This is a genomic window from Pseudomonas sp. PvP001, assembly GCF_040546375.1.
Classification (GTDB): domain Bacteria; phylum Pseudomonadota; class Gammaproteobacteria; order Pseudomonadales; family Pseudomonadaceae; genus Aquipseudomonas; species Aquipseudomonas coleopterorum.
On the sequence record NZ_JBEPNQ010000001.1, the window covers coordinates 1091319 to 1113919 of the forward strand.

The following is a 22601-nucleotide window of genomic DNA, read 5'->3' on the forward strand; positions in this document are numbered from 1 at the left end:
GAGCACTCTGCCCGCGAAGAAGACACCTCCCACATTGAGCCATGCTCATCCATTGAGGAATCAGACGTTTCTGACAAACGCCTGAAGACGACAGCCTCAGGCCTAACCCGTCGCCTTCGCTATCGGGCCTAGATACTGAGCAGGCCACAGCAGCGCAGTCTCCGAATCGCCTTCCACCGCTTTCAGCGAAGCCAGAAGGTCCAGCAGAGGTGCCTGTTTCCACGCGTGGCCAGCTGAGCGCTGAACAGATCAATTGCACCAAGTACAACGCCGCCAAGAAAAGCTCTCCCCACCTCAGGCTTAAGGGCATCATTCGTGACAGCTTGATCGCCGATGTGAATTCTGGATATCTCGAGGGCCCGCCAAGCGCTCCATGACTTCTGGTTAGAGCATGCCTCGAATGAGTGCCCGCCTTCTCACACGTAGTACCGGAAGAAAGCATCAGGACCTGACGCGCTGAGAGCCCCACGCCGTCAGAAAGGCGGGCGAAATGTTGCGTGGTTTCAGCCTATTGGTACCTGCTCTTCAAGGGTTATTAGTTCACAACGACGCGAGGACGTCCGCCACCTTTGTACCGGGATGACCCTGTGTCATCGCACATGCAATGGTAAGGTGATGCTTTCATTCAAGGATGATCCATGGCCACTCACATCGCCCCCAATGCTCAAAAGCGCCTCGCTGTTTTAATCGACGCTGATAACGCCCCAGCAGCAATCGTGGAGGGTCTCTTCGAAGAGATCGCCAAGTATGGTGTAGCCAGCGTCAAACGCATCTACGGCGACTGGACTGGCCCACAGCTTGGTGGCTGGAAGAAAGTCCTTCTTGATCATTCGATTCAGCCAATCCAGCAGTTCGCCTATACCAAAGGGAAAAACGCGACGGACAGCTCGCTGATCATTGATGCGATGGACTTGCTGTATACCCGACGTTTTGATGGATTTTGCCTGGTGTCCAGCGATAGCGACTTCACTCGTCTTGCCTCCCGCCTACGCGAAGAAGGACTCACGGTGTATGGCTTTGGGGAAGAGAAAACACCCAAGCCATTCGTAGCCGCGTGCGACAAGTTCGTCTACATCGAGTTGCTTCGCGAGGACAGCCCGACGCCCGCTAACGAAGAACCAAGTCCCGACCTGAGCCTGCCTGCAGACGCTGTCAAACCTGATGCTGTGGAGAAGCCTAAGAAGCCGAAGGCGCCGGTTGGGTTCATCGCGAAGATCCTGGACGATATCGCCGACGAAGAGGGTTGGGCACACTTGGGTGCGCTGGGCGCAAACATCACGAAGCTACGTCCAGAATTTGATTCTCGCACCCACGGCTACAAGAAGCTGAGCGACCTCATCAAGGGCTACCCGCACGCTTTTGAAATTCAGGCACGCGGCACAACGGGTGGCAGCGCTGCCATGTACGCGCGGCACAAACAGCAGAGCAAATGATGAGTTCGTCCTGCGTCCCCCCCCCTATCGCTACTTTCGAAACGCTCTGCGATTACAGTGGAGGACTGGGCGGGCAAAAGACATTTCAAGGTGTGATTAACCGATCGAGAATTAGAGCTGACCATGGAACCTGTTCGCAAACCGCAGCATTTGGGAGCCTTGGGGGAGCTGTTACGCCCTTACCAGTACCTTCTGTGCATCGATCTTGAGGCTACTTGCGATGAGGACACCAAGCCCGGAGAACCCGCCCGTCAGCTGAAGGTGCAACGGGATGAGATGGAAACCATTGAGATCGGCCTAGCGGTGGTCGACCTGTCATCACTCCAGTTGGTCGACCAATTTCAGAGCTTTGTCCGGCCTACCCGACACCCGGTATTGACCGACTTCTGCCGCAGACTGACAACGATCAAGCAGACCGACGTGGATACCGCCCCTGGTTATGTCAGGACTGCCCGCATGCTGGACGCATTTCTAGAAGCCTATCCGAACTCAGCTTGGTGTTCGTGGGGCGATTACGACTACAAACAGCTTCAGCAGGATGCCCTACACCTGAACTGCAAGCCGATGCTAGACGGAATGCTTCACACCAATCTCAAGAAATGGCACTGGAAGGTCTTCAACTGCAAAGCGCTTGGCCTGCAGCCTGCGGTGGAGATGCTCGGGCTTGAATGGGAGGGCACCTACCACCGTGGCATCGATGACGCTCTCAACTTGGCAAACCTGGCAATCCATATGCTGGGGCGTTTGGCGTTTCCTGAAACACCACTGCCGAACGCCGACCGGCTTCCCTAGAGGCCCCTTCTATAGGTCACTCAGAATACTGCTATGCCGTCACGCATCGCCGTCTGCTGCGTCGTGATCCAACAGATACCGAGCAACATCGGTAAAGGTTGCGAAGCAAGTTTCGTATTCAGGTCGCTCAGACGCGTACAGCAAAGGCTTGAGCCGTTGTTCAAAATTGGCCTTCAAGCACTCATGGGTCTCGGCGACCTTAAGGGTACGTCGCAAGACTCCGAACGGATCCGCAGCGAACTCAGGGTGCTGCCCACCGAACTCAAGCACATCCTTGTTTACGGATGAGGAAAATACTCGTGCGGCAGGCTCTAGCGCCTCGGAGTGATTTGTTGCGATACACCACACGTCGTAAACATGACGAACCAGAGCGGTATCGAAATCCCCGCTCTGGTGACCATCCCAATTCCATGCGCAGCGACGCAGCAGCGAGAGTACTTTTTCCGCCAGGGTTTCTGCCACGGTGATGCAGTTCATGGAGAACACAAAAGGGTTTGCGCTCCCGCTCAGCACTTCCAGCATATACCCCAGACTTTGCATTTCCGAAGGGATCATCGGGGGGCGGCAAATGAGCTCAACCTTCAGCTGCGGGCGCAAGGTTCCCGCCGTGTCTTGAAAATGAGCTTCGTAAGACACCAACAGGCAGTAATAGCGGCTGCCGTCTCTGCGGATGGGATTGTCCTTGTCCACTTGAACAACGAACTGGAATCCAAGCCCCGTCAGGGCATCTTCCACCGCCTTGTGCAGCGCCTTCAGTCGGCCACGCTCACCCAGTGTATTCGGGAACGCATAGCCTTCTGGTGGTGATTCCAACACTATCTTTATGTCGATGTCCTCGGACATCCTCTCGATAAGGCCGTAGGCCTTCGACAAACAGGTACCGCCCGCAAACACCATTCGCGTTGCGACATCGATTGACTGTGGCTGGGAATCACCTCTTTTCCGATTGACCTGATTGGCGCTATGAACGATATGGATTTGCGAAAGCGCATGAAGAGCATCAGTGATGTGCTGATCTTTCTCTGCGACAGCAGCCGGCATGTTTTTTAAAATACCGGCCGTAGACGCATCTACAATGCTAACCCGCTGCTGTTCTGAGAGCGTTTTCATAGACTAAAGTGTTGTTCCCTACAGTCACTTTACGAGTGATACGTCGCCCTCCAGTGTTGACCACCGTCCCCATCGGAATCTGGGTCGACTTGCCGCTGTTGTACTCGGCAACAAGGGTGCTGGGTGCAATCGAAATGTTGAGCTTCTTGAACAGCTCAGCAGCGATCATTTCCAGCGTGCCAGCCGGTGTTGGCTGCCCCGTATATTGGTTGATACGGGCTTTCGCAAATGCACCTTTGCTAACACGTACGAGCAAACCGTTCGCCACAAACCGGGCCAGCACCCGGCCGACCTGCGAATCGCTGCCCATGTTAGAAAACTCTGAGCGCAACACGACCAAGCTTGCGCGTTGCTTGATTGAACGGCTCATGCGGTCTTCGAGTTTCATAGATCACCTCCTAAGACAACCTGTCTACCTTGAGGTCACTATACCCCCCATTTTCAGATATGACCAATAGGACAAGGCTGTTCACACGACAAAACCTGCGCATCTACGCACGATATTTGCTGCGCATCAAGGGAGGCGTAAGCGCTTGCTAGTCGCTTCCCGTCGTTATCAAGCTAGGTGGCTGCATGATGCTTGGATAACTCCGATACGCCCCCTATCAGCCGAACATGACCTGCATGGTCCGGCAGATGGAAGCCACCGCTGAAGGCGTACCGCTGGAAATCTACTGCTTCACCCGCACCACGGCCTGGGCCGAGTACGAACGGATTCAGGGGATATCTTCGATTACCTGCTGGCCGTGCTGCCGGAGTTCGGGTTGAGCGTGTACCAGAAGCCCAGCGGCGCGGATTTGCGCGGCGGGTTGGTGGCGGTGACTGGCCCGCACTGAAAGCCCCCCGTAGGAGCGGTCCGTGGCCGCGAACCAGGCGCTGCGATGTACTAGGCACTACGCGGTGCGCCCTTCGCGGCCGATGACCGCTCCTACGGGATGCCGCAGCCTCGGTGGAAACGAACCAGACTCACCCCTTCGACTTCGCCTTCTCCTCCCGCTCCGCAGCCGAATGCTGGGTCTCGGCTTCCTTGTCACCGTCCGTCATCCAGGGCTTGGCGCTTTGCTGTGCCTTGTCGATCGTCTCGTTGATCTGCTTGGCGGATTCGCTGAAGGTGTCGCGCGCGGCTTCGACCAGTTGTGTCTTGGACGTTTCGATGACTTTGTTCGCGGCATTCTCGGCCGCGTCGCAGCCGGCAAGAAGTACGGTCAACGCGACCACGGCCGGGTAAGCGATCAGTCTGGACGACATGGAAACCTCTGCAAGGGATGGGGGTGCGCGAGATCATACCTTTGCCCGTTTTGGCCGAAGTGAGGATTCTTAAGTCAAGGTGTGTCTTAGTGCAGCGCGTCCGCCAAGCCGGCGATTCGAGGGCACCGGCCGGTGACAGCTCCAGGACAGAACTGCCAAGCGCTTGGAATCAAATGCTAGAAGCGGAAGGCCTGACGGCCGATCAATAGCCATTCGCCCTTCTGTTTCTGCCAGATCTGAAAGTTTTCGATCTCAGTGGGCACTACTTTTCCGCTGTTCACGGCCTGGGCAGAAAAATGATTGCGTACCAGAGCGACATCCCCGGACAGGGTGATCTTCTGATTGAGCATCTTCAGCTCGTTGAAGGCGCTTTTACCGGTTTCGATGTCGGCGATGAATGCTTTTTTGTCCTGAATGTTGCCACTCGAATGCCCGTAGGTCAGGTTCTCGGCCGTGAGTGCATTGAGTTGCGCAATATCCTTGTGCCACATAGCTTGCGTCAGTTTATCCACGGCAGCGGCGACGTCAGTTTCGTCGGGAACCGCAGCCGCTACATAACCCGTGAAGAGGCACAGAAAACCTACCAGCAATGTCAGCTTTTTCATGCATAGATCCTTTTGTTGTAGTTGTAGGACACATTGGGAAAAATCGTAGATGACTATTCTTGTCTGTCATCGTACAACGCCCAGGATTCTGCCTGCCGATCGCGCGCAATTGCAACTGTTTGTAAATATGGGCGGGCATTTAAAGCAGGCTCGCCACCCGCCCCGCTCCCATAGGTGCTAGTTAATACGCCATGGACAGACTCAGGGTCACCTGAGGCACGACGCTGTCGGTCTCTCCGTCCGGGCCGCTGAGTTCGCGCAGGGTGCCGTCGCGGTAGATGGCCAAGGCCTCGGCGCGCGCGCTCCAGCGGGTTTCGCTCCATTGGAAGGGTTGCTCGAGCGCCAGTCCGGTACGGGCATACAGGCGATCACCTGAATCGGGACCGTAGAAACCGTTCCAGCCAACCCCGACGGCACTGGGGAAACTCAGGCGCAAGCCTGCATCGCTCAAGTCCATGCCGGGCTCCAGCGTGCCTTGGGTGTAGAGGCCGCTGTCACCCTGAGTGCGGCTGGTGACGGCCAGTCCCGGTCGCCACGCGCCAAACCCGGAGTCAGCCTGGTAGGCCAAGGTGAAACTTGCCTCCTGGGTGGTGGCGGCGACATCGTTCGGGCTGGTCTTGACGGTATAGACGAAGCCCAGTCGCAGCCCCTCGCTGGGCGAAACCACCAGACCGAGCAGGTTGTTGCTCTCGTACCAGCGGCGCGGGCTCACCGTTTCGTCGCTCGACGCGCTGTGGAAACCGTTGCTGGTGCTGAACACCAGCCAGGCATCGGCGCTGCCGTCGGCGGCCTGGTGCAGGTCCAAGGCGAAGCCGGCCTGGACATGCAACGGAATCCGATCGAGGCTGGCGGCGTCATCGTCGTAGTTGCCTCGCGCGAAATCACCATTGCGGGCATCGATGCTCAGCTGCGGGTGAAAGCGACCGGAGGCCTCGCCGATCTCGACACTGCCCAATGCGGCATCTTCGGTTTCGATGGAAGGCACGCTGCGCGGCGCAGCCAGGCAGGGTTGCATGACCGCTGCCAGCGCAGCGGCGAGCAGAGGAAGGCGAGGTACGGTGGGCATGCGCGAAGGCTCTGTGAGGAAGGTCGCTCTGTAGACTCTGAACGGTTGGGAAAGTACCGCCGAACAACGCTCGTCCCTCACTCTTTTCGATACTCCTCCCCTCCGTCTGTCCGGTCGCCGATGGGCCTCATTCAGATTCGCCGTTCGTCGCCGATAGTTAGAAGACACTCAAAAGAATATGCCTAGAGCTCACGCTGCACGTCTTGTCTTTTTCTGCCGACCAACACTTACAACACCAGCGGAATAGTCCATGAACATCAAGCAAAAACTCACCTGGGGCTTTGCGGTCATCGCCTGCCTCCCGGTCATCGTGGTGGCCGCGCTCGTCGTCTTCAACCTGCGCGAAGCGGCCAGGGCCGACTTCGTCGACAGCAGCGGCCGTGAGATCCGGCAGATCGACAATGGCATCAAACAGTTCTTCGACGGCATCAGCCAGAACGTCGAGTACATCGCCAAGGATCCTCGTATCGTCGCTGCCAGGGATCTGAAGAACTACACGGGCGCCGATGCAGCGCAGGTGCCTTTGACCGAGAGCAATCGGCGCCTGCTGGACATCTTCGATGGCTTCGCCAAGACCCATCCGAGCACGGCTTACCTGTCGCTGGGCTTGAGCGACGGTGGTTACGCCAGCTGGCCCGATGACCCCAAGATCGCCAATTACGACCCGCGCCAACGGCCCTGGTACAAGGCTGCGATGGCCGCTCCGGGAACCACGGTGCGCACCGACGCCTACTATTGGGCAGCGGACGATGTGTCGTTGATCGGCACGGTGCGCAGTGTCACCGACGCCGCAGGCCAGGTGGTCGGCGTGGTCGGCCTGGATGTGTCGCTCAAGCAGATGACCGAACTGGTGAAGAACATCAAGCTGGGCAACAGCGGCTACCTGATGCTGATCGAAGCCAACGGCAACGTGCTGGTGGATGCCAGCGATGCGAAGCACAATTTCAAACCGCTGGCCGACCTGGGCGGCAACTACGCCGAGTTGGCCAGGCATGGCGATGGCTCGACTCAGATCGAGATCGACGGCAAGGTCTACATGGCCAACATCGTCAGCTCGGCCGGGCTGGGTTGGCGGTTCATCGGCCTGATCGAGCGAGAGGAAGTGATGGCCCAGGCTTCGAACCTGACCTGGCTGATCGCGGCCATCGCGGCAGTGCTGGCCGTGGTGTTCGCCTTGGTTGGCGCCAGCTTCGCCGGTGTCATCGTGCGTCCGATCCGTGGCGTCGCCAACGGTCTGCAGGAGATCGCCGAGGGCGAAGGCGACCTGACGCGTCAGCTCAAGGTCCAGAGCAAGGATGAAACGGCGGCGCTGGCCGGCTGGTTCAACCAGTTCGTGGGGATGATCGCTCAATTGGTGCAACGCATCGGGACCGCGTCTTCCGATCTGCAGGTGGCCGCTGCCGACACCCAGGAGGTGGCTCGCAACATGGACGAAGTCGCCGGTCGCCAGCGCGAAGCGGTGGAACTGGTCAGCACCGCGTTCAACGAAATGGTCGCCACCGCCAACGAAGTGGCCCGCTCCTGCGGGCAGGCGGCCACCAGCGCGGACAATGGTTATCAGCAAGTCCATGACGGCCAGCAGCGTATCGGCGAGGCGACCACCAGCGTGCTCAGGCTGAGTTCCGAGCTGCAGCAATCGACCGAAACCATGCAGCTGCTGCAGCAGGACAGCAAGAACATCAACAGCATTCTGGACACCATTCGTTCGATCGCCGAGCAGACCAACCTGCTAGCCCTGAATGCGGCCATCGAAGCGGCTCGGGCCGGTGATCAAGGGCGAGGTTTTGCGGTGGTCGCCGATGAGGTACGGGCGCTGGCTCGGCGTACGGCCGACTCGACCGGCGAGATCGATGGGCTGCTAGGCAACCTTGCCCGCCGCACCGAGGTGATCACCCAGCAGATGCAGGGCAGCCTCCAGGTGTCCCAGGACAGCGTCGAATGCATTCAGTCGGCGCGGGACAGCTTCGACAAGATACGCACGTCGGTCGACTCGATACGCGACCAGAACAACCAGATCGCCACGGCCGCCGAAGAGCAGCATCAGGTGGCCGAAGAGATCAATCGGCACATCGCGCAGATACATGCCGATGCTCAGTTGGTCGAGGAGTATGCGCACACGGCGCAGTCGGGATCGGGGCGTCTGACGGACATTTCCGCGAACCTGCGCGGCCTGGTCGGGCGCTTCAAGGTGTGACGCCGAAATCCGCGGCGCCTTCTTCGCGGGCAGAGCCCGCTCCCACAGTTTTTTGGTGCTCAACAGGTTAGCAGCACCGCGCAATGGGGCAGGCTAGCACCGCTCCCACAATTTGTTGGTGCTCCACAGGTTAGCAGCACTGCGCAATGGGGCAGGCGATCACCGCTCCACTGTGGGAGCGGGCTCTGCCCGCGAAGGCCTTACCGCGGTACGCTTGACACACCGCGGTGCTCTTTTCGCGGGCAGAGCCCGCTCCCACAGATGCCTGCCTCCACAGATGGCTACTCTCACAGATGGCCGATCCCACGGACAGTCAGAAGCCGACCGTGGCAGAAACCAGATAGGTTCGCGGGGTAGCGAGGGTCAAACCAGGTTCGCTGTCGTCGGAGGCGCCGGCCGAGGCCCAGTAGCGTTTGTCCAGTACGTTCTCGACATTGGCGCGCAGGGTAACCGCCTTACCCTGCACCTTGAACGCATACCGGGCACCCACATCGAAGCGCTCCCAACTGTCGATTTCCTTGCTGTTGGCCTGATCCAGGTATTGCGAGCTGGAATAGATACCGCGCCCGGTGAGGGTCAGCCCGGGCAATGCTGGAACGTCCCACTCCGCCCCCAAATTGACATTGAGCTCGGGCGTGGCCGGTGCGCGGTTGCCATCGAAGGCCCCTGCGCCGGTGCCCGTCAACTCGCTGTCGATGTACATCACCCCGCCCAGCAGTCGCACGCCCGTCAGCGGTTCGCCGAACACACTCAATTCCACGCCATTGTTCTCGCGCTTGCCATTGGGGCCGAAGGTGCGGGTGAGCGCGTTGGTTTCGTACGCCGGCTGCTTGATGCGAAACGCCGCGGCGGTGATGGCCAGGCTGCCGAGGTCGTACTTCGCACCTACCTCGACCTGCCGGCTGATGAAAGGCGGGAATATCTCGTCTTCGTTGATCGACGTGGAAGGCGCAATCTTGCCTTGGCTTAGACCTTCCAGATAGTTCGCATACAACGACAGCTCGTCGGTGAGCTTGTAGAGCACGCCCGCAGACGGTGAAAACTTTTCCTCGTCGTAAGCCGTATCGCCTTTCACTCCATCGCTCCAGTCATCCACCTTGACCCGCTGCCAGCGCCCACCGAGGGTCAACAGCAGCCGATCGTCGAAGAAGCCAAGAGTGTCGGACAGGGCCACGCCGTCGAACCGGTTCTCGGTATAGACCTTGGGGTCCTGACGGGTGGCATTGGACGGCGTCGCCGTGGCAACCGGCGCGTAGAGATTGCTGCGCCCCCTGGCGTAGCGCGCGCCGCCGTTGGTGAAGTCCATGTAGAAATGACTGACAGCCAGGTTCAGCTCGTGGCTGACCGGGCCGGTCTGCAGCCACTTGCGCGCGCCCAGCGTGGCCGTGCGTACGCTTTCATCGCGGGTGAAGTCGCGGGGCAGCACGTCGAAATCGCCGGCATCATTGATGACGGACACGTTGTGCCGAAGGAAATCATGATTACTCTCCCGAGCGCCGACGCTGCCGTACAGCATCAGCGAATCGCTCAGATCATACTCACCATTGAACGCCCCGAACGTGTCCTGGGTACGCGCCTTGCTCCAGCCCTGCGCATAGTTGTCGCGCACATGGTTGGCACCGGGCACGCGGGCATTGGCGCCGACCTGAACGCGCTCCTGGGGCGCATCGGTATCACGCTCGGTATGCCCAACATCGGTAGACAGCCGCAGGCGTTCGCCGCGGAAATCCAGGCCGATCACGGCCATTTCCCGGTCCACGCTCTGCTTGTCCCAGGTAGTGTCGCCCGCCTGTTTCACCGCGTTCAGGCGCAGGCCAAACTGGTTGTCCTGGCCAAAGCGTCGGCCGATGTCCACGGCGCCACCGGCCTGGCTGTCGGAGGCATAGCTGGCGGTGAACTCGTTGATCGGCGTGTCGGTGGCGCGCTTGGGCACCACGTTGATACCGCCGCCGACGCTGCCCCGAGGTGAGATACCGTTGATCAACTGGCTGGGCCCACGGAGGATATCCACCCGCTCGGCCATCTCCATGTCGATGGAGTACGTGGGCAGTATCCCGTATAGCCCGTTGTACGACACATCGCTGTTGAACAGGCTGAAGCCGCGGATGGTGAACTGCTCGAAACGCCCGCCGGCCGGGTTGGTGGTACGCACTGCCGGGTCGCTGGCCACCAGATCGCCCAGGGTGCGGGCCTGCTGATTTCGCGCGGTCTCGCTGGTGTAGCTGGTCATGCTGAATGGCGTGTCCATGAAGTCACGTGCGCCGAGCAAACCTTGAGCGCCACTGCGTGCGACCTGCCCACCGGCATAGGGCTGCTCCGTCACGCTGCCTTGTGCGGCACCGGTCACGGTGGTGGGCGTGATCTCCAGCACGTCGGCACCCAAGGGCGCAGCCACGAGCGTATAGGCATCCTCTCCCACCGCTTGCAGGCGCAGACCGCTGCCGGCCAGCAGTTGAGCGAAGCCGCCCTCCACGCTGTACTCGCCGACCAGACCGGCGCTCTGCCGACCGTTGACCAAGGCAGGCGCCACCGACAGGCTGACGCCCGCCTGGCTGGCAAAGCGGGTCAACGAGGCGGCGAGTTCGCCCCGGGGTACGTTGTAGACACGCGCCGTGTCGTCGGCAAACGCCATCTGCATGGGCATGGGTGCAATGCCGAGCAGCAGGCTGAGGGGCAAGGCCCGCGCGTAGTGCGCCGAAGATGTGCGGCTGTAACGGAGAAACGAACGAGGGGGCCGTGGGGGCATGGCTGAAGGCTCTTTGAGTGTGCTTACCTCTCCATGACAAGCGAGCGCGAAAAAGGGGACAGGCGCTAGGCAGGTTTTTCCTGTGGCACCAGCGTGGCCCAATAGCGTGTGCGCCACTGGACCCGCAGCGGCAGACTGACAGCCAGCAGGTTCAGCACCTGATCCGGATCTTCCAGACGAAAACTGCCCGTGACGCGCAGCGCTTCCAGCTCCGGCTGCCAGCGCAGGATGCCGGGACGATAGCGATCCAGATCGCGCAGAAAATCCCCAAGAGGCTGGTCCAACGCAACGATCACGCCCTCGCGCCAGCCAGGCTGGCGAGGGTCGAAGCGCTCGATCGGACCTGGACCGGTGCCGGACAACTGAACGTGCTGGCCCGCGCGCAAGGTGAGCGGCGCAAAACCGGTAGGCCGCACATCGGCCTGCCCGGTGAGTACCGACAGCCGACAGAGGCCGTCGTCCTGGCGCACATTGATTTCACCCTGGTCCAGCCTCACGCTGCCAAGCGGCGTATGGATGTCGAACGGCATGGCATTGGCCAGACGCAACCGAATCTCCCCGCGCAGCAGCGTGAGTTGCCGTTGGCCAGGGTCGATATCGACCGCAGTGGCGGTATTGATGTGCAACACGGCGCCATCGGCCAAGGTCAATTGGCGTCGCTCGCCGGTGGCGGTGGCCACGTCGGCGCGCCAGGCATCGATGGGCAGCTCACGTATAACCCACCAGGCGGCCGGCGCGGCCACGGCCAGCCCCAACAACCCCTTGAGCAGGTCGCGGCGGCCGTGGCCGGGACGATCGAGGCTGGCCATTGCCAGCGCCGGCGGCAGAACTTGGAAGCGGCCCCTGAGCGCCGCTACCCGGCGCCAGGCGGACTCATTCGCCTCACTGGCTTGGCGCCAGCGTTGCAGCCGGGTGAGGTCCTGTTCCGTGACGGCGCCAGACTCCATGCACACCCACCAGCGGGCAGCCGAGCGGGCAGCTTGGCGTGCTTCGTCACTCGGCTCGGCATTCAGCACAGTTCGGCCAGCAGGCAATGTTCGTAGGCCTGGGCCATGTAGCGCTTGACGCTGCGCTCGGTGACCTTCAAGCGCTCGGCGATTTCTCGGTAGCCCAACCCTTCGAGCTGGCTGAGCAGAAAGGCCCGGCGAACCTTGGCCGGTAAGCCATCGAGCAATTGGTCCAGGGCGTGCAGGGTTTCCAGCACCTGCCAGCGCTGTTCCGGCGCAGGTGCGACATCGGCGGGCAAGGTGGCGAGCGCGTCGAGATAGGCCTGTTCCAGACTGCGCCGACGGTAGAAATTGATCAGCAGCCGTTTGCCGACCGTCTTGAGGTAAGCACGCGGCTCCTGCAACTCGGCCACCGACTGGGAACTGGCCAGCACCCGGATGAACGTATCCTGGCTCAGGTCCGCCGCATCCCACGTACTGCCCAGGCGCCGGCTGAGCCATTGCTCCAGCCAGCTGCGATTGTCGCGATAGAGCGTCTCGAACGCCCGAGCGTCCACCCTCGCCGGCTCGACCATCATCGGCACCCTGTCAGATGTAAATGAGATCGATTGTATTTTAAAAAGGGTTTGCAGCGGAACCGTTAGTTACGCCCTCGATGCTGCATTCAGCCGCAATGCGCTCAGCCAGACAAACCGCGTGCGCCGCCGACGCGGCTTGCGCCGCTGCTACAGGGACGGCGTTGCCTCAGCCGCGTCAGCGATCGACGCGGTATTGCAGACCGATCAACCCGAGGCAGGCGCTGACTGAACCCGCCGATAGGTCGTGTGCCAACACAACAGCAAGCCTGCCCCCGCCATCAGCGCGCCGACGATGCCGATGTTGGCCACGCCCACCTGGGTGATCACCACACTGCCCAGCAACGCTCCACCGCCGATACCGACGTTGTAGATCCCCGAATGCAGCGCCATGGCCACGTCCGTGGCATCCGGGGCCAGCTCCAGGACCTTGGACTGCATCGCCAGGCTGAAGCACATGATCGAAATGCCCCAGACCACACTCACCCCACCCAGATAGGTGGCGTAGCGCGCCAACGGCAGCAACAGCATCAGGCAGAGGGCCAGCAACGCGATCGACGCCACCATGAAACCACGCGGATAGCGACCGCTGTAGCGGCTGAACACCAGCGAGCCGATCACCCCGGCACCGCCGAACAGCAACAGCAGCGTCGTGGTCATTTCCCCGCTCATGCGCGCCGCAGCCTGCACGAAGGGTTCGATGTAGCTGTAAGCGGTGTACTGAGCGGTAATCACCAGCGCAGTCGTCACATACAACGCCACCAGCACCGGCCGCTTGAGCAGCATGGGCAGGCTGCGCAGCGAACCTGAATTCTGGCTGGGCAGCGCCGGCAGGCTTTTCGCCAGCCACAGCGCCACTAGCGTGGCCACCACGCCGATTCCCACGAATGTGGTGCGCCAGCCCAGCGCTTCACCGACCACCCGCCCCAGCGGCACGCCCAGCACCATGGCCAGGCACGTACCGGTGGCCAGCAGGCCCAGGGCCTGAGTGTGCTTGCCCGGTGGCGCCAGCCGCACCGCCAGCGATGCCGTGATCGACCAGAACAAGGCGTGCGCGAAAGCGATGCCGATACGGCTGGCCAGCAGCACGCCATAGCTCCAGGCGACGCTGGACACCGCATGGCTGGCCACGAACAGGATGAACACCCCGATCAGCAATCGACGCCGCTCGATGTTGCGCGTGAGCAGCATGATCGGCAGCGACATCAGCGACACCACCCAGGCATACACCGTCAACATCAGCCCCACCTGCGCCGTCGGCATCGCAAAGCTCAGACCGATCGAGGTCAACAACCCGACCGGCGCGAACTCCGTGGTATTGAAGATGAAAGCCGCCAGCGCCAACGCAATCACGCTGGACCAGCTGCCTGTGGGTGTATTCGAAGGCGTATTCATTGGATGGCTTCAGCGACTCTCAAAAATAGTAGGAACGGTCGCGCCTTAACAAACACCACGCATACGTGTAGCCGCCTGACCCTCAAGCCAAGCGGAGCATGCAATGAATGATTGTTATGAGTTTGAGGGGCGACGCCAGATGCGGCGGATTCTACGCCCCGCATACGGTAGGCACAATGCGGTCGCCCACCCGGCCCATAAAGTAGAAGACGATACCTGGAAACGTCGGTACACAGTTTCGGGCTTGTCCTCGGAACCAGCGATCAAGAAAATTTGTATCCTATGGGATACGGATCTATGCTGATGATGATCGCAACTAAAGATGTAATCGACACAGTCCTCCGACATTGCTACCGCCAAGCGCATGGCACAACAACTTCAGGAACAGGAACGATGAAAATCAAGCTACGGGAATGGGATAGCGCCGAACATCTCAAAACCGATCAAGACATGATCATGTACTTCGATGCTTGCATGGCCGAAGCGGGTGATGACGCGGCATTCATTGCCAAGGCGCTGGGCAACATTGCGCGCGCCAAGGGCATCGCCCAGGTGGCAAGGGACACCGGGCTGGGTCGGGAAAGTCTGTACAAGGCTCTTTCGGAGGACGGCAATCCGAGCTTCGCGACGATACTGAAGGTGACGCGTGCACTGGGTATCTCGCTGCATGCAGGGCTGCTTGCATCACCTTCCCGCCCTGCCCCCACTATCGGCTAGCGATCTGGGCGCGCACACCCAACCGACTCAACCAGACCGAGAACAAGATCACCCCACCGCCGAGGAACAGTCGCCCCAAGGGCTCGTCCTGATTCCAGATCAGCAGGTTGAGCAGCAGGCCGACCGGCACGTGGAGATTGTTCATCACCGCCAGCGTGGCGCCTGGCACGCGGCTGGCGCCCTTGTTCCACCAATACATGCCGAGCGCCGTCGACACCAGTCCCAGGAACGCCAGCACGCTCCATTGCACAGGCGTCTGTGGCAGGTTATGGGAGTTGCCGAACAGCAGAAAGGCCGGCAGCACCACCAGCAAGGCGCCAACGTAGAAGTAGCCGAAGCGTCGATACTGTGGCTGGTCGCTGGGATGGCGTGCCAGCAGATGCTTGTACAGCACCTGCCCGGCCGCATAGGTGAAGTTGGCCAGCTGCAGCAACAGGAAACCGATGAAGAAGTCCGGGCTGACGCGGTCGAAACGAATCACTGCGGCCCCTGCTACCGCGACCAGCGCCGCCACCAGCGCCCAGCGGTTGAAGCGACGGTTCAACGCGTCCTCGATCAGCGTCACGTGCACTGGCGTCAGGATGGTGAAGAGCAGCACCTCCGGCACGCTCAAGACCCGAAAGCTCAGGTACAGACAGACGTAGGTGATGCCGAACTGCAGCGCACCGATCAGCAGCATGGCGCGCAGGAAGCGCGGTTCAACCTGACGCCAGCGCGTCAGCGGCAGGAACACCAGCCCGGCGAGCAGCACCCGGGCTAGCACGGCAAAATAGCTGTCGACGTGGCCAGCGAGGTATTCGCCGATCAAGCTGAAAGAGAAAGCCTGGATGAGGGTGACGATCAGAAGGTATTGCATGGTGCGTCCCGAATTGGCGAGGCGCGGACCTTAGCGCATCTGGACCGGATCAGGCCAGTGAAGCCAGCCTTGGATCGCTACCGTGATTCATCAAATGAGTTGTCTTGGCCGATCATTGCTCTACCCTGTGTCGCATCTGTGCGGGTGGGTACACGCTCGGCTGGCATTGCACCTCGATTCGCAACCTGAGAATGCTGCGCTTGAAGCTGGCTACCGCGTCGGTCGACGCCCCTGCGGCGACGCTGACCCGCCGGGTCCGCACCGGCTCGGGGCCATTGCGAAAGCGCACACTGCACTGCGCCGCGCGGGCTCCGTAGTTCTGCAGGGTCACGGCGGCCATGTCGGGAGCCGTGTCATGGGCCGTGACCAGAATGTCGGTGTCGTCGAGCTGCTTCTGCACGTCGATGGGGTAGGCGAAACACACACCTGGCAGCAGGGCCAGCACTACAACGCAGCATTTGATCATCGAGCAGTCTCCGTGGCGGGCTGCCAGCTTAGGACACCAGGAGTCGAAGATGAAAGCGCCCCGCGTCACCCTTGAGCAATGGCGAACCCTGCAGGCCGTGGTCGACCACGGCGGCTTCGCCCAGGCTGCCGAAGCCCTGCACCGTTCGCAGTCGTCGATCAGCTACACCGTAGCGCGCATGCAGGACCAGCTCGGCGTGCCGCTGTTGCGCATCGACGGCCGCAGGGCGGTGCTCACCGATGCCGGCGCGGTGCTGTTGCGCAGGTCCCGCCAACTGGTCAACCAGGCCAGCCAGCTGGAAGACCTCGCCCACCACATGGAGCAGGGCTGGGAAGCCGAAGTGCGCCTGGTGGTCGACGCAGCCTATCCCAATGCACGGCTGATCCGCGCCCTTACCGCGTTCATGCCGCAGAGCCGCGGCTGTCGCGTACGGCTGCGCGAAGAAGTGCTGTCGGGGGTCGAGGAAGTGCTGCAGGAAGGCGTCGCCGACCTGGCGATCAGCGGCTACGGCATACCGGGCTACCTGGGCACCGAACTGAGCGCCATCGAATTCATCGCCGTGGCCCACCCCGAGCACGCGTTGCTGGGCATGGGTCGCGCGCTCAGCGTGCAGGATCTGCACGGCCACATGCAGGTGGTGATCCGCGATTCGGGCCGCCAGCAACCGCGTGACGTGGGCTGGCTGGGCGCTGAGCAGCGCTGGACGGTCGGCAGCCTGGCCACGGCGACCAGTTTCGTCGGCAGCGGCCTGGGCTTCGCCTGGTTGCCGCGGCACATGATCGAACGCGAACTGCGCGAGGGCACACTCGCTGCCTTGCCGCTTGAGCAAGGTGGCAGTCGGCACCCAACCTTCTATCTGTATTCGAACCGGGACAAGCCCTTGGGTCCGGCCACACAAATTCTCGTCGAATTGCTGCGCACCTTCGACACCGCGCCCCTGGACGTGCCGATTCCGGCTCTTGAACAGGCCAATGCCCTCATGGGGCATGACGACTGACCGTCTTGCGAACATTAAGTAACATTCATTTGTTACATCCCCGCTCGCCTGGGCCGCCCTTTGGCGGCACGCTTGCTACATTGCCCCGAACGCTTGCGCCGCTTGCGGCTCAAAGCCTATGCCTCTCCCCCTCAAGGACCTCGTACCGATGCTGAAAAAAATCCTCCTGGCCGCCTGCTCCCTCTCCTTCGCGGGCCACCTGATGGCTGCCGACGCCCAGCACCCCCATGTGTTGCTCGACACCAGCATGGGCGCAATCGAAGTCGAACTGGACGCGGTCAAGGCGCCGATCAGCACCGCCAACTTCCTCGCCTACGTCGACAAAGGTCACTACAACAACACCATTTTCCACCGCACGATTCCAGGCTTCATGGTGCAAGGCGGCGGCTTCGACGCCAACATGCGTGAAAAGCCCACCCAGGCCCCGATCAAGAACGAGGCCGACAATGGTTTGCACAACGTGCGGGGAACCCTCGCGATGGCGCGCACTCAAGTAAAGGACTCGGCCACCAGCCAGTTCTTCATCAATCAGAAGGACAACGATTTCCTCGACCATGGTGGTCGCGATTTTGGCTACGCGGTCTTCGGCAAGGTGGTGAAAGGCATGGAAGTGGTCGACAACATCGCCAACACGCCGACGACCACCAAAAGCGGCATGCAGAACGTGCCCAGTGATCCGATCATGATCAAATCGGCGAAACGCGTGGACTAAGCCGCGCGTCCTGCCGGCCATGTCTCAGCCAGGACCGTCAACCCGCACAGGAGAGCACGCTTGAGCATTTATCGCCGCTTCGAACAATGGATCGATATCTTCCGCGAAGCGCCTACGGAAACGCCTCCCAACAAGGTCCTGGCCTTCTACATCTACTACCTCAAGCAGGTCTGGCCCAGCTTCGCCACTTTGCTGGTGGTCGGCCTGATCGGTGCGCTGATCGAGGTCGCGCTGTTTCGCTACCTCAGTCGCATCATCGACATGGCCCAGGGCACGCCCAACGTGCACTTCTTCAGTGACAACGCGCTGGAGCTGACCTGGATGATGGTGGTTGCGCTGGTCCTGAGGCCCATCTTCATCGGCCTGCATGACCTGCTGGTGCACCAGGCGATCAGCCCTGGCATGACCAGCCTGATCCGCTGGCAGAACCACAACTACGTGCTCAAGCAGAGCATGAACTTCTTCCACAGCGACTTTGCCGGACGCATCGCCCAGCGCATCATGCAGACCGGCAACTCCCTGCGCGACTCGGCGGTGGCCGCGGTCGATGCGCTGTGGCATGTGCTCATCTATGCGATCAGTGCCCTGGTGCTGTTCGCCGAGGCCGATTGGCGCCTGATGATTCCGCTGATCTTGTGGATCATCGCCTACGTGATTTCGCTGTACTACTTCGTTCCGCGGGTCAAGGAACGCTCGGTGGTGTCCTCCGACGCCCGCTCGAAGTTGATGGGGCGCATCGTCGACGGCTACTCCAACATCGCCACGCTCAAGCTGTTCGCCCACACCAGCATGGAGCAGCAATACGCCCGTGACGCCATCAGTGAACAGACCGAGAAAACCCAGCTGGCCAGCCGGGTGATCACGGCCATGGATTTCGCCATCACCACCATCAACGGTCTGTTGATCGTCGGCACTACGGGCCTGGCCCTGTGGCTATGGACGCAATCGCTGATTTCCGTGGGGGCAATCGCTCTGGCAACGGGTCTGGTGATCCGTATCGTCAACATGTCCGGCTGGATCATGTGGGTGGTCAACGGCATCTTCGAAAACATCGGCATGGTGCAGGACGGCCTGCAGACCATCGCCCAACCGGTCAGCGTGACCGACAAGAAGGGCGCGCCACGGCTCAAGGTCGACCGCGGCAACGTGCGTTTCGAAGACGTGCACTTCCACTACCCCAAGGGCGACAGCATCATCGAGGGCCTGACCCTGGATATTCGTCCGGGCGAGAAGATCGGGTTGATCGGACCTTCGGGTGCAGGCAAGTCGACGCTGGTCAACCTGCTGCTGCGTCTGTACGACTTGCCCAGCGGGCGCATTCTGATCGATGGCCAGGACATTGCCGACGTGACCCAGGAAAGCCTGCGCGAGCAGATTGGCCTGATCACCCAGGACACTTCGCTGCTGCACCGCTCCATTCTCGACAACCTGCGCTACGGCAAGCCCAATGCCACCGAGGAGCAGGTCTGGGAAGCGGTGCGCAAGGCGCGGGCCGATGATTTCCTGCCGTTGTTGTCCGACAGTGAAGGTCGTCGCGGTTTCGATGCCCATGTCGGCGAGCGCGGCGTGAAGCTGTCCGGTGGTCAGCGCCAGCGCATCTCCATCGCCCGCGTGCTGCTGAAGAACGCACCGATCCTGATCATGGACGAAGCGACTTCGGCGCTCGACTCCGAAGTCGAGGCGGCGATTCAGGAAAGCCTGGAAACCCTGATGAAGGGCAAGACCGTGATCGCGATCGCCCACCGCCTGTCGACCATCGCCAAGATGGATCGCCTGGTGGTGTTGCAGAAAGGCAAGGTGGTCGAGATCGGCAGCCATACCGAACTCCTGGCACAGCAGGGCCTGTATGCACGCCTCTGGCACCATCAGACCGGCGGTTTCGTCGGGATGGATTGATCCTGGCGCTCCCATGGCTCACGGGGCCATGGGAGCCCCCTGTAGGAGCGGTCATCGGCCGCGAAGACGTCACCGCGGCTCGCCTGACACACCGTAGCGCTCCCTTCGCGGCCACTGGCCGCTCCTACAGTCAGGCACCTAGTAATGAATGACTCAGGCCTGTCGATACGGCAACGCTTCCCGCGCTTGCTCCGCGTACCTCAGCACCCCCACCCGCTCCTCCTGCAGAAAACTCTCCACCGCAGCCCGCAGTCCCGGGTGCCGCAGGTAGTGCCATGACCGCGTGATCACCGGCTCGAACCCACGGATCAACTTGTGCTCGCCTTGCGCCCCGGCATCGAAACGCTGGATACCGTGGGCAATCGCATAGTCCATGCCCTGATAGAAACAGGTCTCGAAGTGCAGCCGGTCATACTCGGCCAGGCATCCCCAATAACGACCATAGAAGCTGTCGCCTCCCAGCAGACTGAAGGCCATCGCCACGGGCCGGCGTTCATGGGTCGCCAACACCACGCGGATCGCCTCGGGCATGCGCTCGGCCAGCAGACTGAAGAAGTCACGAGTCAGATAGGGAGAGCGTCCACGCACGTGGTAGGTATTGGCATAGCAGGCATAGACGAAATCCCATTCGGCCTCGCTGACCTGCCCGCCCTCGCGCCATTCGAACTCGATACCTTGCGCCCTTACCTGTTCGCGTTCCTTGCGCATCTGCTTGCGCTTGCGCGAGCTGAGCGCATCGAGAAAATCCTCGAAATCCCGATAGCCACGGTTATGCCAGTGATACTGGCAACCCAGCCGTTCCATCCAGCCTTCCTCGGCGCCGATCAGCGCATCGAAGTCAGGATCGGTGAAATTGACATGCGCACCACTGAGCCCTTCCAGCTCCAGGTACCCCGGTACACTGCGCAGCAACTCGACGCCATGCTCGGGACGACGCATCAACAGGCGTGGGCCGCTGACCGGACTGAACGGCACCGCCCCCAGCAGCTTGGGATAGTAGTCGATACCGGCACGCTCGCAGGCGTCGGCCCAGCCGTGATCGAACACATACTCCCCATACGAATGCCATTTACGGTAGCTGGGCAAGGCCGCCACCAGCTGCCCTTCCTCGATCAGCACCAAGTGCTCCGGCGCCCAACCGGAGCGCTCGCCCAGGCTGCCACTGTCTTCCAGCGAGCTGAGAAAGCCATGGCGCAGGAACGGTTGGGATTCAGGCAACAGCGCGTCCCATTGCGCGGCGTCGATGGCGGACAAGCTGGCAGCAACATGCAACGGCATCGGTAGGCTCCAAAGGATGAGACGTGCCGAGCAGTATCGCGCAGCCTCTGCCTGCGGTCACCCGCCAATACGGTGCCATCACTCGGCGAACGCTCTGGATCAATGCATACCGTCTTTTCAATGTCATCACTAAGCCATTGTTCTGACATTGTTTTGTCATCACCCCTCGCAATACTTGCGCCAGTTTTTCGGGGTCTGCCACGCCATCTGCCAGGCGTGTCCGAAAGCACTTTCAGGTTCGGCGCTTGCCGGCCTTTTTTTGCGATAGGGAGAATGTCATGCGTCGTGTTTCAACACTCACCAAGGTCAGCCTGAGCGCCACCGTTCTGATGGCCATCAGCAGCCAGGCCAGTGCTGCGGTCGATGCCAAGCTGCTCGACATGCTGCGCGCCAACGGTTCGATCAACGCTGCGCAATACGCCGAATTGAAGACCGAGCTGGACAGTGAGAAACAGGCCCAACAAGTGGCTGCCGCCGAACAGTCGAAGAAGATGAGCGCATTCGACCAGAAAGTCGCCTGGGCCGCGAAGACCCAGATCAAGGGCGACGTGCGCCTGCGTCATGAAAGCATCAACGTCGACGGCGAACGTGATGGTTCCAGCGGCGATCGCAACCAGGACCGCCAGCGCATCCGCGCACGTCTGGGCGTCTACAGCGAGATCAACCCGCAGGTCGATGCCGGTATCCGCGTCGCTACCGGCAGCAGCGCCGATGCCCGCTCCACCAACCAGAGCCTGGATGGCGCCTTCAGCAAGAAATCCATCTGGCTCGATCAGGCCTACCTGGACTGGCACCCAACGGCCGTCAAGGACCTGCACCTGATCGGCGGCAAGATGAGCCAGCCCTGGGTCAGCATGGGCGACGTGATCTGGGACGGCGACATCAACCCCGAGGGTGTGGCCGCCACCTACAAGCTGCCACTGGGCGGCGCCGAACTGTTCGGCAGCACCGGCTACTACGTGCTGACCGACAACATCGACGGTGAAGGTCGCCAGTTCGAACATGACCTGCGCATGTACACCGGCCAGGCCGGCGCGCGCTTCGCGCTGGGCGATAACGTCAAGATGACCCTGGGCGGCAGCGTCTACTCCTACGACAACGACAACGCCACCAACGCCGCTGCCGTACTGGCTGTCAACGGCAACGCCTCGACCGAATTCACCCTGTACGAAGGCTTCGGTCAGCTGGACATCACCGGCCTGCCCCTGCCGCTGTCGATCTATGGCCAGTACGTGGTCAACGGCGATGCCGAAGCCACCGCCACCGTCGGCAAGCAGGACACTGCCTGGCTGACCGGTTTCAAGACCAAGTTCGCCGGCTTCGGCCTGGACTACAACTACCGCGACGTGCAACGCAATGCCGTGGTGGGCGCGTTCACCGACTCCGACTTCGCCAACGGTTTCACCGGCTCGCGCGGCCACAAGGTCAAGCTGGGCTACGAGATCGACAAGAACTTCGCCGTCGGTGCCACCTACTTCCTGGCCGAATCCGACGTCGCCAGCCGTACCCGTACCGATGCCGACGTGAACACCCTGCAGCTGGACCTGGAAGCCAAGTTCTAAGCCTGC

19 protein-coding genes and 3 pseudogenes are annotated in these 22601 nt (G+C 61.2%); 10 read left to right on the forward strand and 12 right to left on the reverse strand.

The features are described from left to right. The first annotated feature begins 638 nt into the window (after positions 1–638). Both ABMD26_RS04960 and ABMD26_RS04965 read left to right on the forward strand, forming a co-directional pair. On the forward strand, positions 639–1433 hold the full coding sequence (locus ABMD26_RS04960) for an NYN domain-containing protein (RefSeq protein ID WP_134721555.1): 795 nt from the start codon (positions 639–641) through the stop codon (positions 1431–1433). Between the two features lie 123 nt (positions 1434–1556). Then, complete coding sequence (locus ABMD26_RS04965) at positions 1557–2225, forward strand: 3'-5' exonuclease (RefSeq protein WP_134721556.1); 669 nt, start codon at positions 1557–1559, stop codon at positions 2223–2225. A 39-nt stretch (positions 2226–2264) separates the two neighbouring features. Here ABMD26_RS04965 and ABMD26_RS04970 read toward each other — a convergent pair whose 3' ends face one another. Next, on the reverse strand, positions 2265–3335 hold the full coding sequence (locus ABMD26_RS04970; protein WP_134721557.1) for a nucleotidyl transferase AbiEii/AbiGii toxin family protein: 1071 nt from the start codon (positions 3333–3335) through the stop codon (positions 2265–2267). Continuing rightward, entirely contained in the window at positions 3304–3723 is a 420-nt protein-coding gene (locus ABMD26_RS04975; protein ID WP_090356910.1) for a DUF6088 family protein, read from the reverse strand. Before ABMD26_RS04975 ends, ABMD26_RS04970 begins: the two co-directional genes overlap by 32 nt. A 221-nt stretch (positions 3724–3944) precedes the next feature. Between ABMD26_RS04975 and ABMD26_RS04980 the strand changes: the two are divergent. Next, positions 3945–4171, forward strand: a pseudogene (locus ABMD26_RS04980) (mechanosensitive ion channel family protein); the annotation flags it as partial. Between the two features lie 130 nt (positions 4172–4301). Here the strand turns inward: ABMD26_RS04980 and ABMD26_RS04985 are convergent. The 3 genes from ABMD26_RS04985 to ABMD26_RS04995 all read right to left on the reverse strand — a co-directional run bounded on the left by ABMD26_RS04985 (position 4302) and on the right by ABMD26_RS04995 (position 6254). Beyond that, on the reverse strand, positions 4302–4583 hold the full coding sequence (locus ABMD26_RS04985; protein ID WP_134721558.1) for a hypothetical protein: 282 nt from the start codon (positions 4581–4583) through the stop codon (positions 4302–4304). 176 nt (positions 4584–4759) lie between these two features. Continuing rightward, a complete protein-coding gene (locus ABMD26_RS04990) occupies positions 4760–5188 on the reverse strand; it encodes a nuclear transport factor 2 family protein (RefSeq protein ID WP_056843295.1) in 429 nt (142 codons plus the stop codon). Between the two features lie 181 nt (positions 5189–5369). After that, complete coding sequence (locus ABMD26_RS04995) at positions 5370–6254, reverse strand: hypothetical protein (protein WP_240049974.1); 885 nt, start codon at positions 6252–6254, stop codon at positions 5370–5372. A gap of 250 nt (positions 6255–6504) precedes the next feature. Here ABMD26_RS04995 and ABMD26_RS22140 point away from each other — a divergent pair. After that, a pseudogene (locus ABMD26_RS22140) lies at positions 6505–7587 on the forward strand (HAMP domain-containing protein); the annotation flags it as partial. A 324-nt stretch (positions 7588–7911) separates the two neighbouring features. Continuing rightward, positions 7912–8448, forward strand: a pseudogene (locus tag ABMD26_RS22145) (methyl-accepting chemotaxis protein); the annotation flags it as partial. Between the two features lie 313 nt (positions 8449–8761). Here ABMD26_RS22145 and ABMD26_RS05005 read toward each other — a convergent pair. From ABMD26_RS05005 to ABMD26_RS05020, 4 genes are all read right to left on the reverse strand, one after another. Continuing rightward, complete coding sequence (locus tag ABMD26_RS05005) at positions 8762–11092, reverse strand: TonB-dependent siderophore receptor (protein WP_354311798.1); 2331 nt, start codon at positions 11090–11092, stop codon at positions 8762–8764. 167 nt (positions 11093–11259) lie between these two features. Next, positions 11260–12207 carry a FecR domain-containing protein gene (locus ABMD26_RS05010; protein ID WP_354311799.1) on the reverse strand — a complete coding sequence of 316 codons (948 nt, stop codon included), beginning with the start codon at positions 12205–12207 and terminating at the stop codon, positions 11260–11262. After that, positions 12204–12716 carry a sigma-70 family RNA polymerase sigma factor gene (locus ABMD26_RS05015; RefSeq protein WP_354308442.1) on the reverse strand — a complete coding sequence of 171 codons (513 nt, stop codon included), beginning with the start codon at positions 12714–12716 and terminating at the stop codon, positions 12204–12206. Before ABMD26_RS05015 ends, ABMD26_RS05010 begins: the two co-directional genes overlap by 4 nt. Before the next feature lie 207 nt (positions 12717–12923). After that, positions 12924–14111: a sugar transporter gene (locus ABMD26_RS05020; protein ID WP_354308444.1), complete on the reverse strand. Its 1188-nt coding sequence runs from the start codon at positions 14109–14111 to the stop codon at positions 12924–12926. Between the two features lie 393 nt (positions 14112–14504). Between ABMD26_RS05020 and ABMD26_RS05025 the strand changes: the two genes are divergently transcribed. Beyond that, on the forward strand, positions 14505–14828 hold the full coding sequence (locus ABMD26_RS05025; protein WP_049861095.1) for an addiction module antidote protein: 324 nt from the start codon (positions 14505–14507) through the stop codon (positions 14826–14828). Here the strand turns inward: ABMD26_RS05025 and ABMD26_RS05030 are convergent. Both ABMD26_RS05030 and ABMD26_RS05035 read right to left on the reverse strand, forming a co-directional pair. After that, on the reverse strand, positions 14818–15684 hold the full coding sequence (locus tag ABMD26_RS05030; RefSeq protein WP_134721563.1) for a carboxylate/amino acid/amine transporter: 867 nt from the start codon (positions 15682–15684) through the stop codon (positions 14818–14820). The two genes, ABMD26_RS05025 and ABMD26_RS05030, sit on opposite strands and share 11 nt — an antisense overlap. A 112-nt stretch (positions 15685–15796) precedes the next feature. Then, on the reverse strand, positions 15797–16150 hold the full coding sequence (locus ABMD26_RS05035; protein WP_134721564.1) for a 3-phosphoglycerate kinase: 354 nt from the start codon (positions 16148–16150) through the stop codon (positions 15797–15799). 49 nt (positions 16151–16199) lie between these two features. On the opposite strand from ABMD26_RS05035, the gene ABMD26_RS05040 reads away from it, so the two are divergent. From ABMD26_RS05040 to ABMD26_RS05050, 3 genes are all read left to right on the forward strand, one after another. Continuing rightward, positions 16200–17147, forward strand: coding sequence for a LysR family transcriptional regulator (locus ABMD26_RS05040; protein WP_122741644.1), 948 nt, complete (start codon positions 16200–16202; stop codon positions 17145–17147). 148 nt (positions 17148–17295) lie between these two features. Beyond that, a complete protein-coding gene (locus ABMD26_RS05045; RefSeq protein ID WP_134721565.1) occupies positions 17296–17859 on the forward strand; it encodes a peptidylprolyl isomerase in 564 nt (187 codons plus the stop codon). 66 nt (positions 17860–17925) lie between these two features. Further along, positions 17926–19755 (forward strand): ABC transporter ATP-binding protein, encoded by a 1830-nt coding sequence (locus ABMD26_RS05050; protein ID WP_049861144.1) that lies wholly within the window; start codon positions 17926–17928, stop codon positions 19753–19755. A 153-nt stretch (positions 19756–19908) separates the two neighbouring features. On the opposite strand, the gene ABMD26_RS05055 is transcribed toward ABMD26_RS05050, so the two are convergent. Beyond that, the gene (locus ABMD26_RS05055; RefSeq protein WP_134721566.1) at positions 19909–21033 is read right to left on the reverse strand and encodes a GNAT family N-acetyltransferase; all 1125 of its coding nucleotides are present in this window, start codon (positions 21031–21033) and stop codon (positions 19909–19911) included. Positions 21034–21311: 278 nt separating this feature from the next. Between ABMD26_RS05055 and ABMD26_RS05060 the strand changes: the two genes are divergently transcribed. After that, complete coding sequence (locus ABMD26_RS05060) at positions 21312–22595, forward strand: putative porin (protein ID WP_049861101.1); 1284 nt, start codon at positions 21312–21314, stop codon at positions 22593–22595. Positions 22596–22601: the final 6 nt, after the last annotated feature.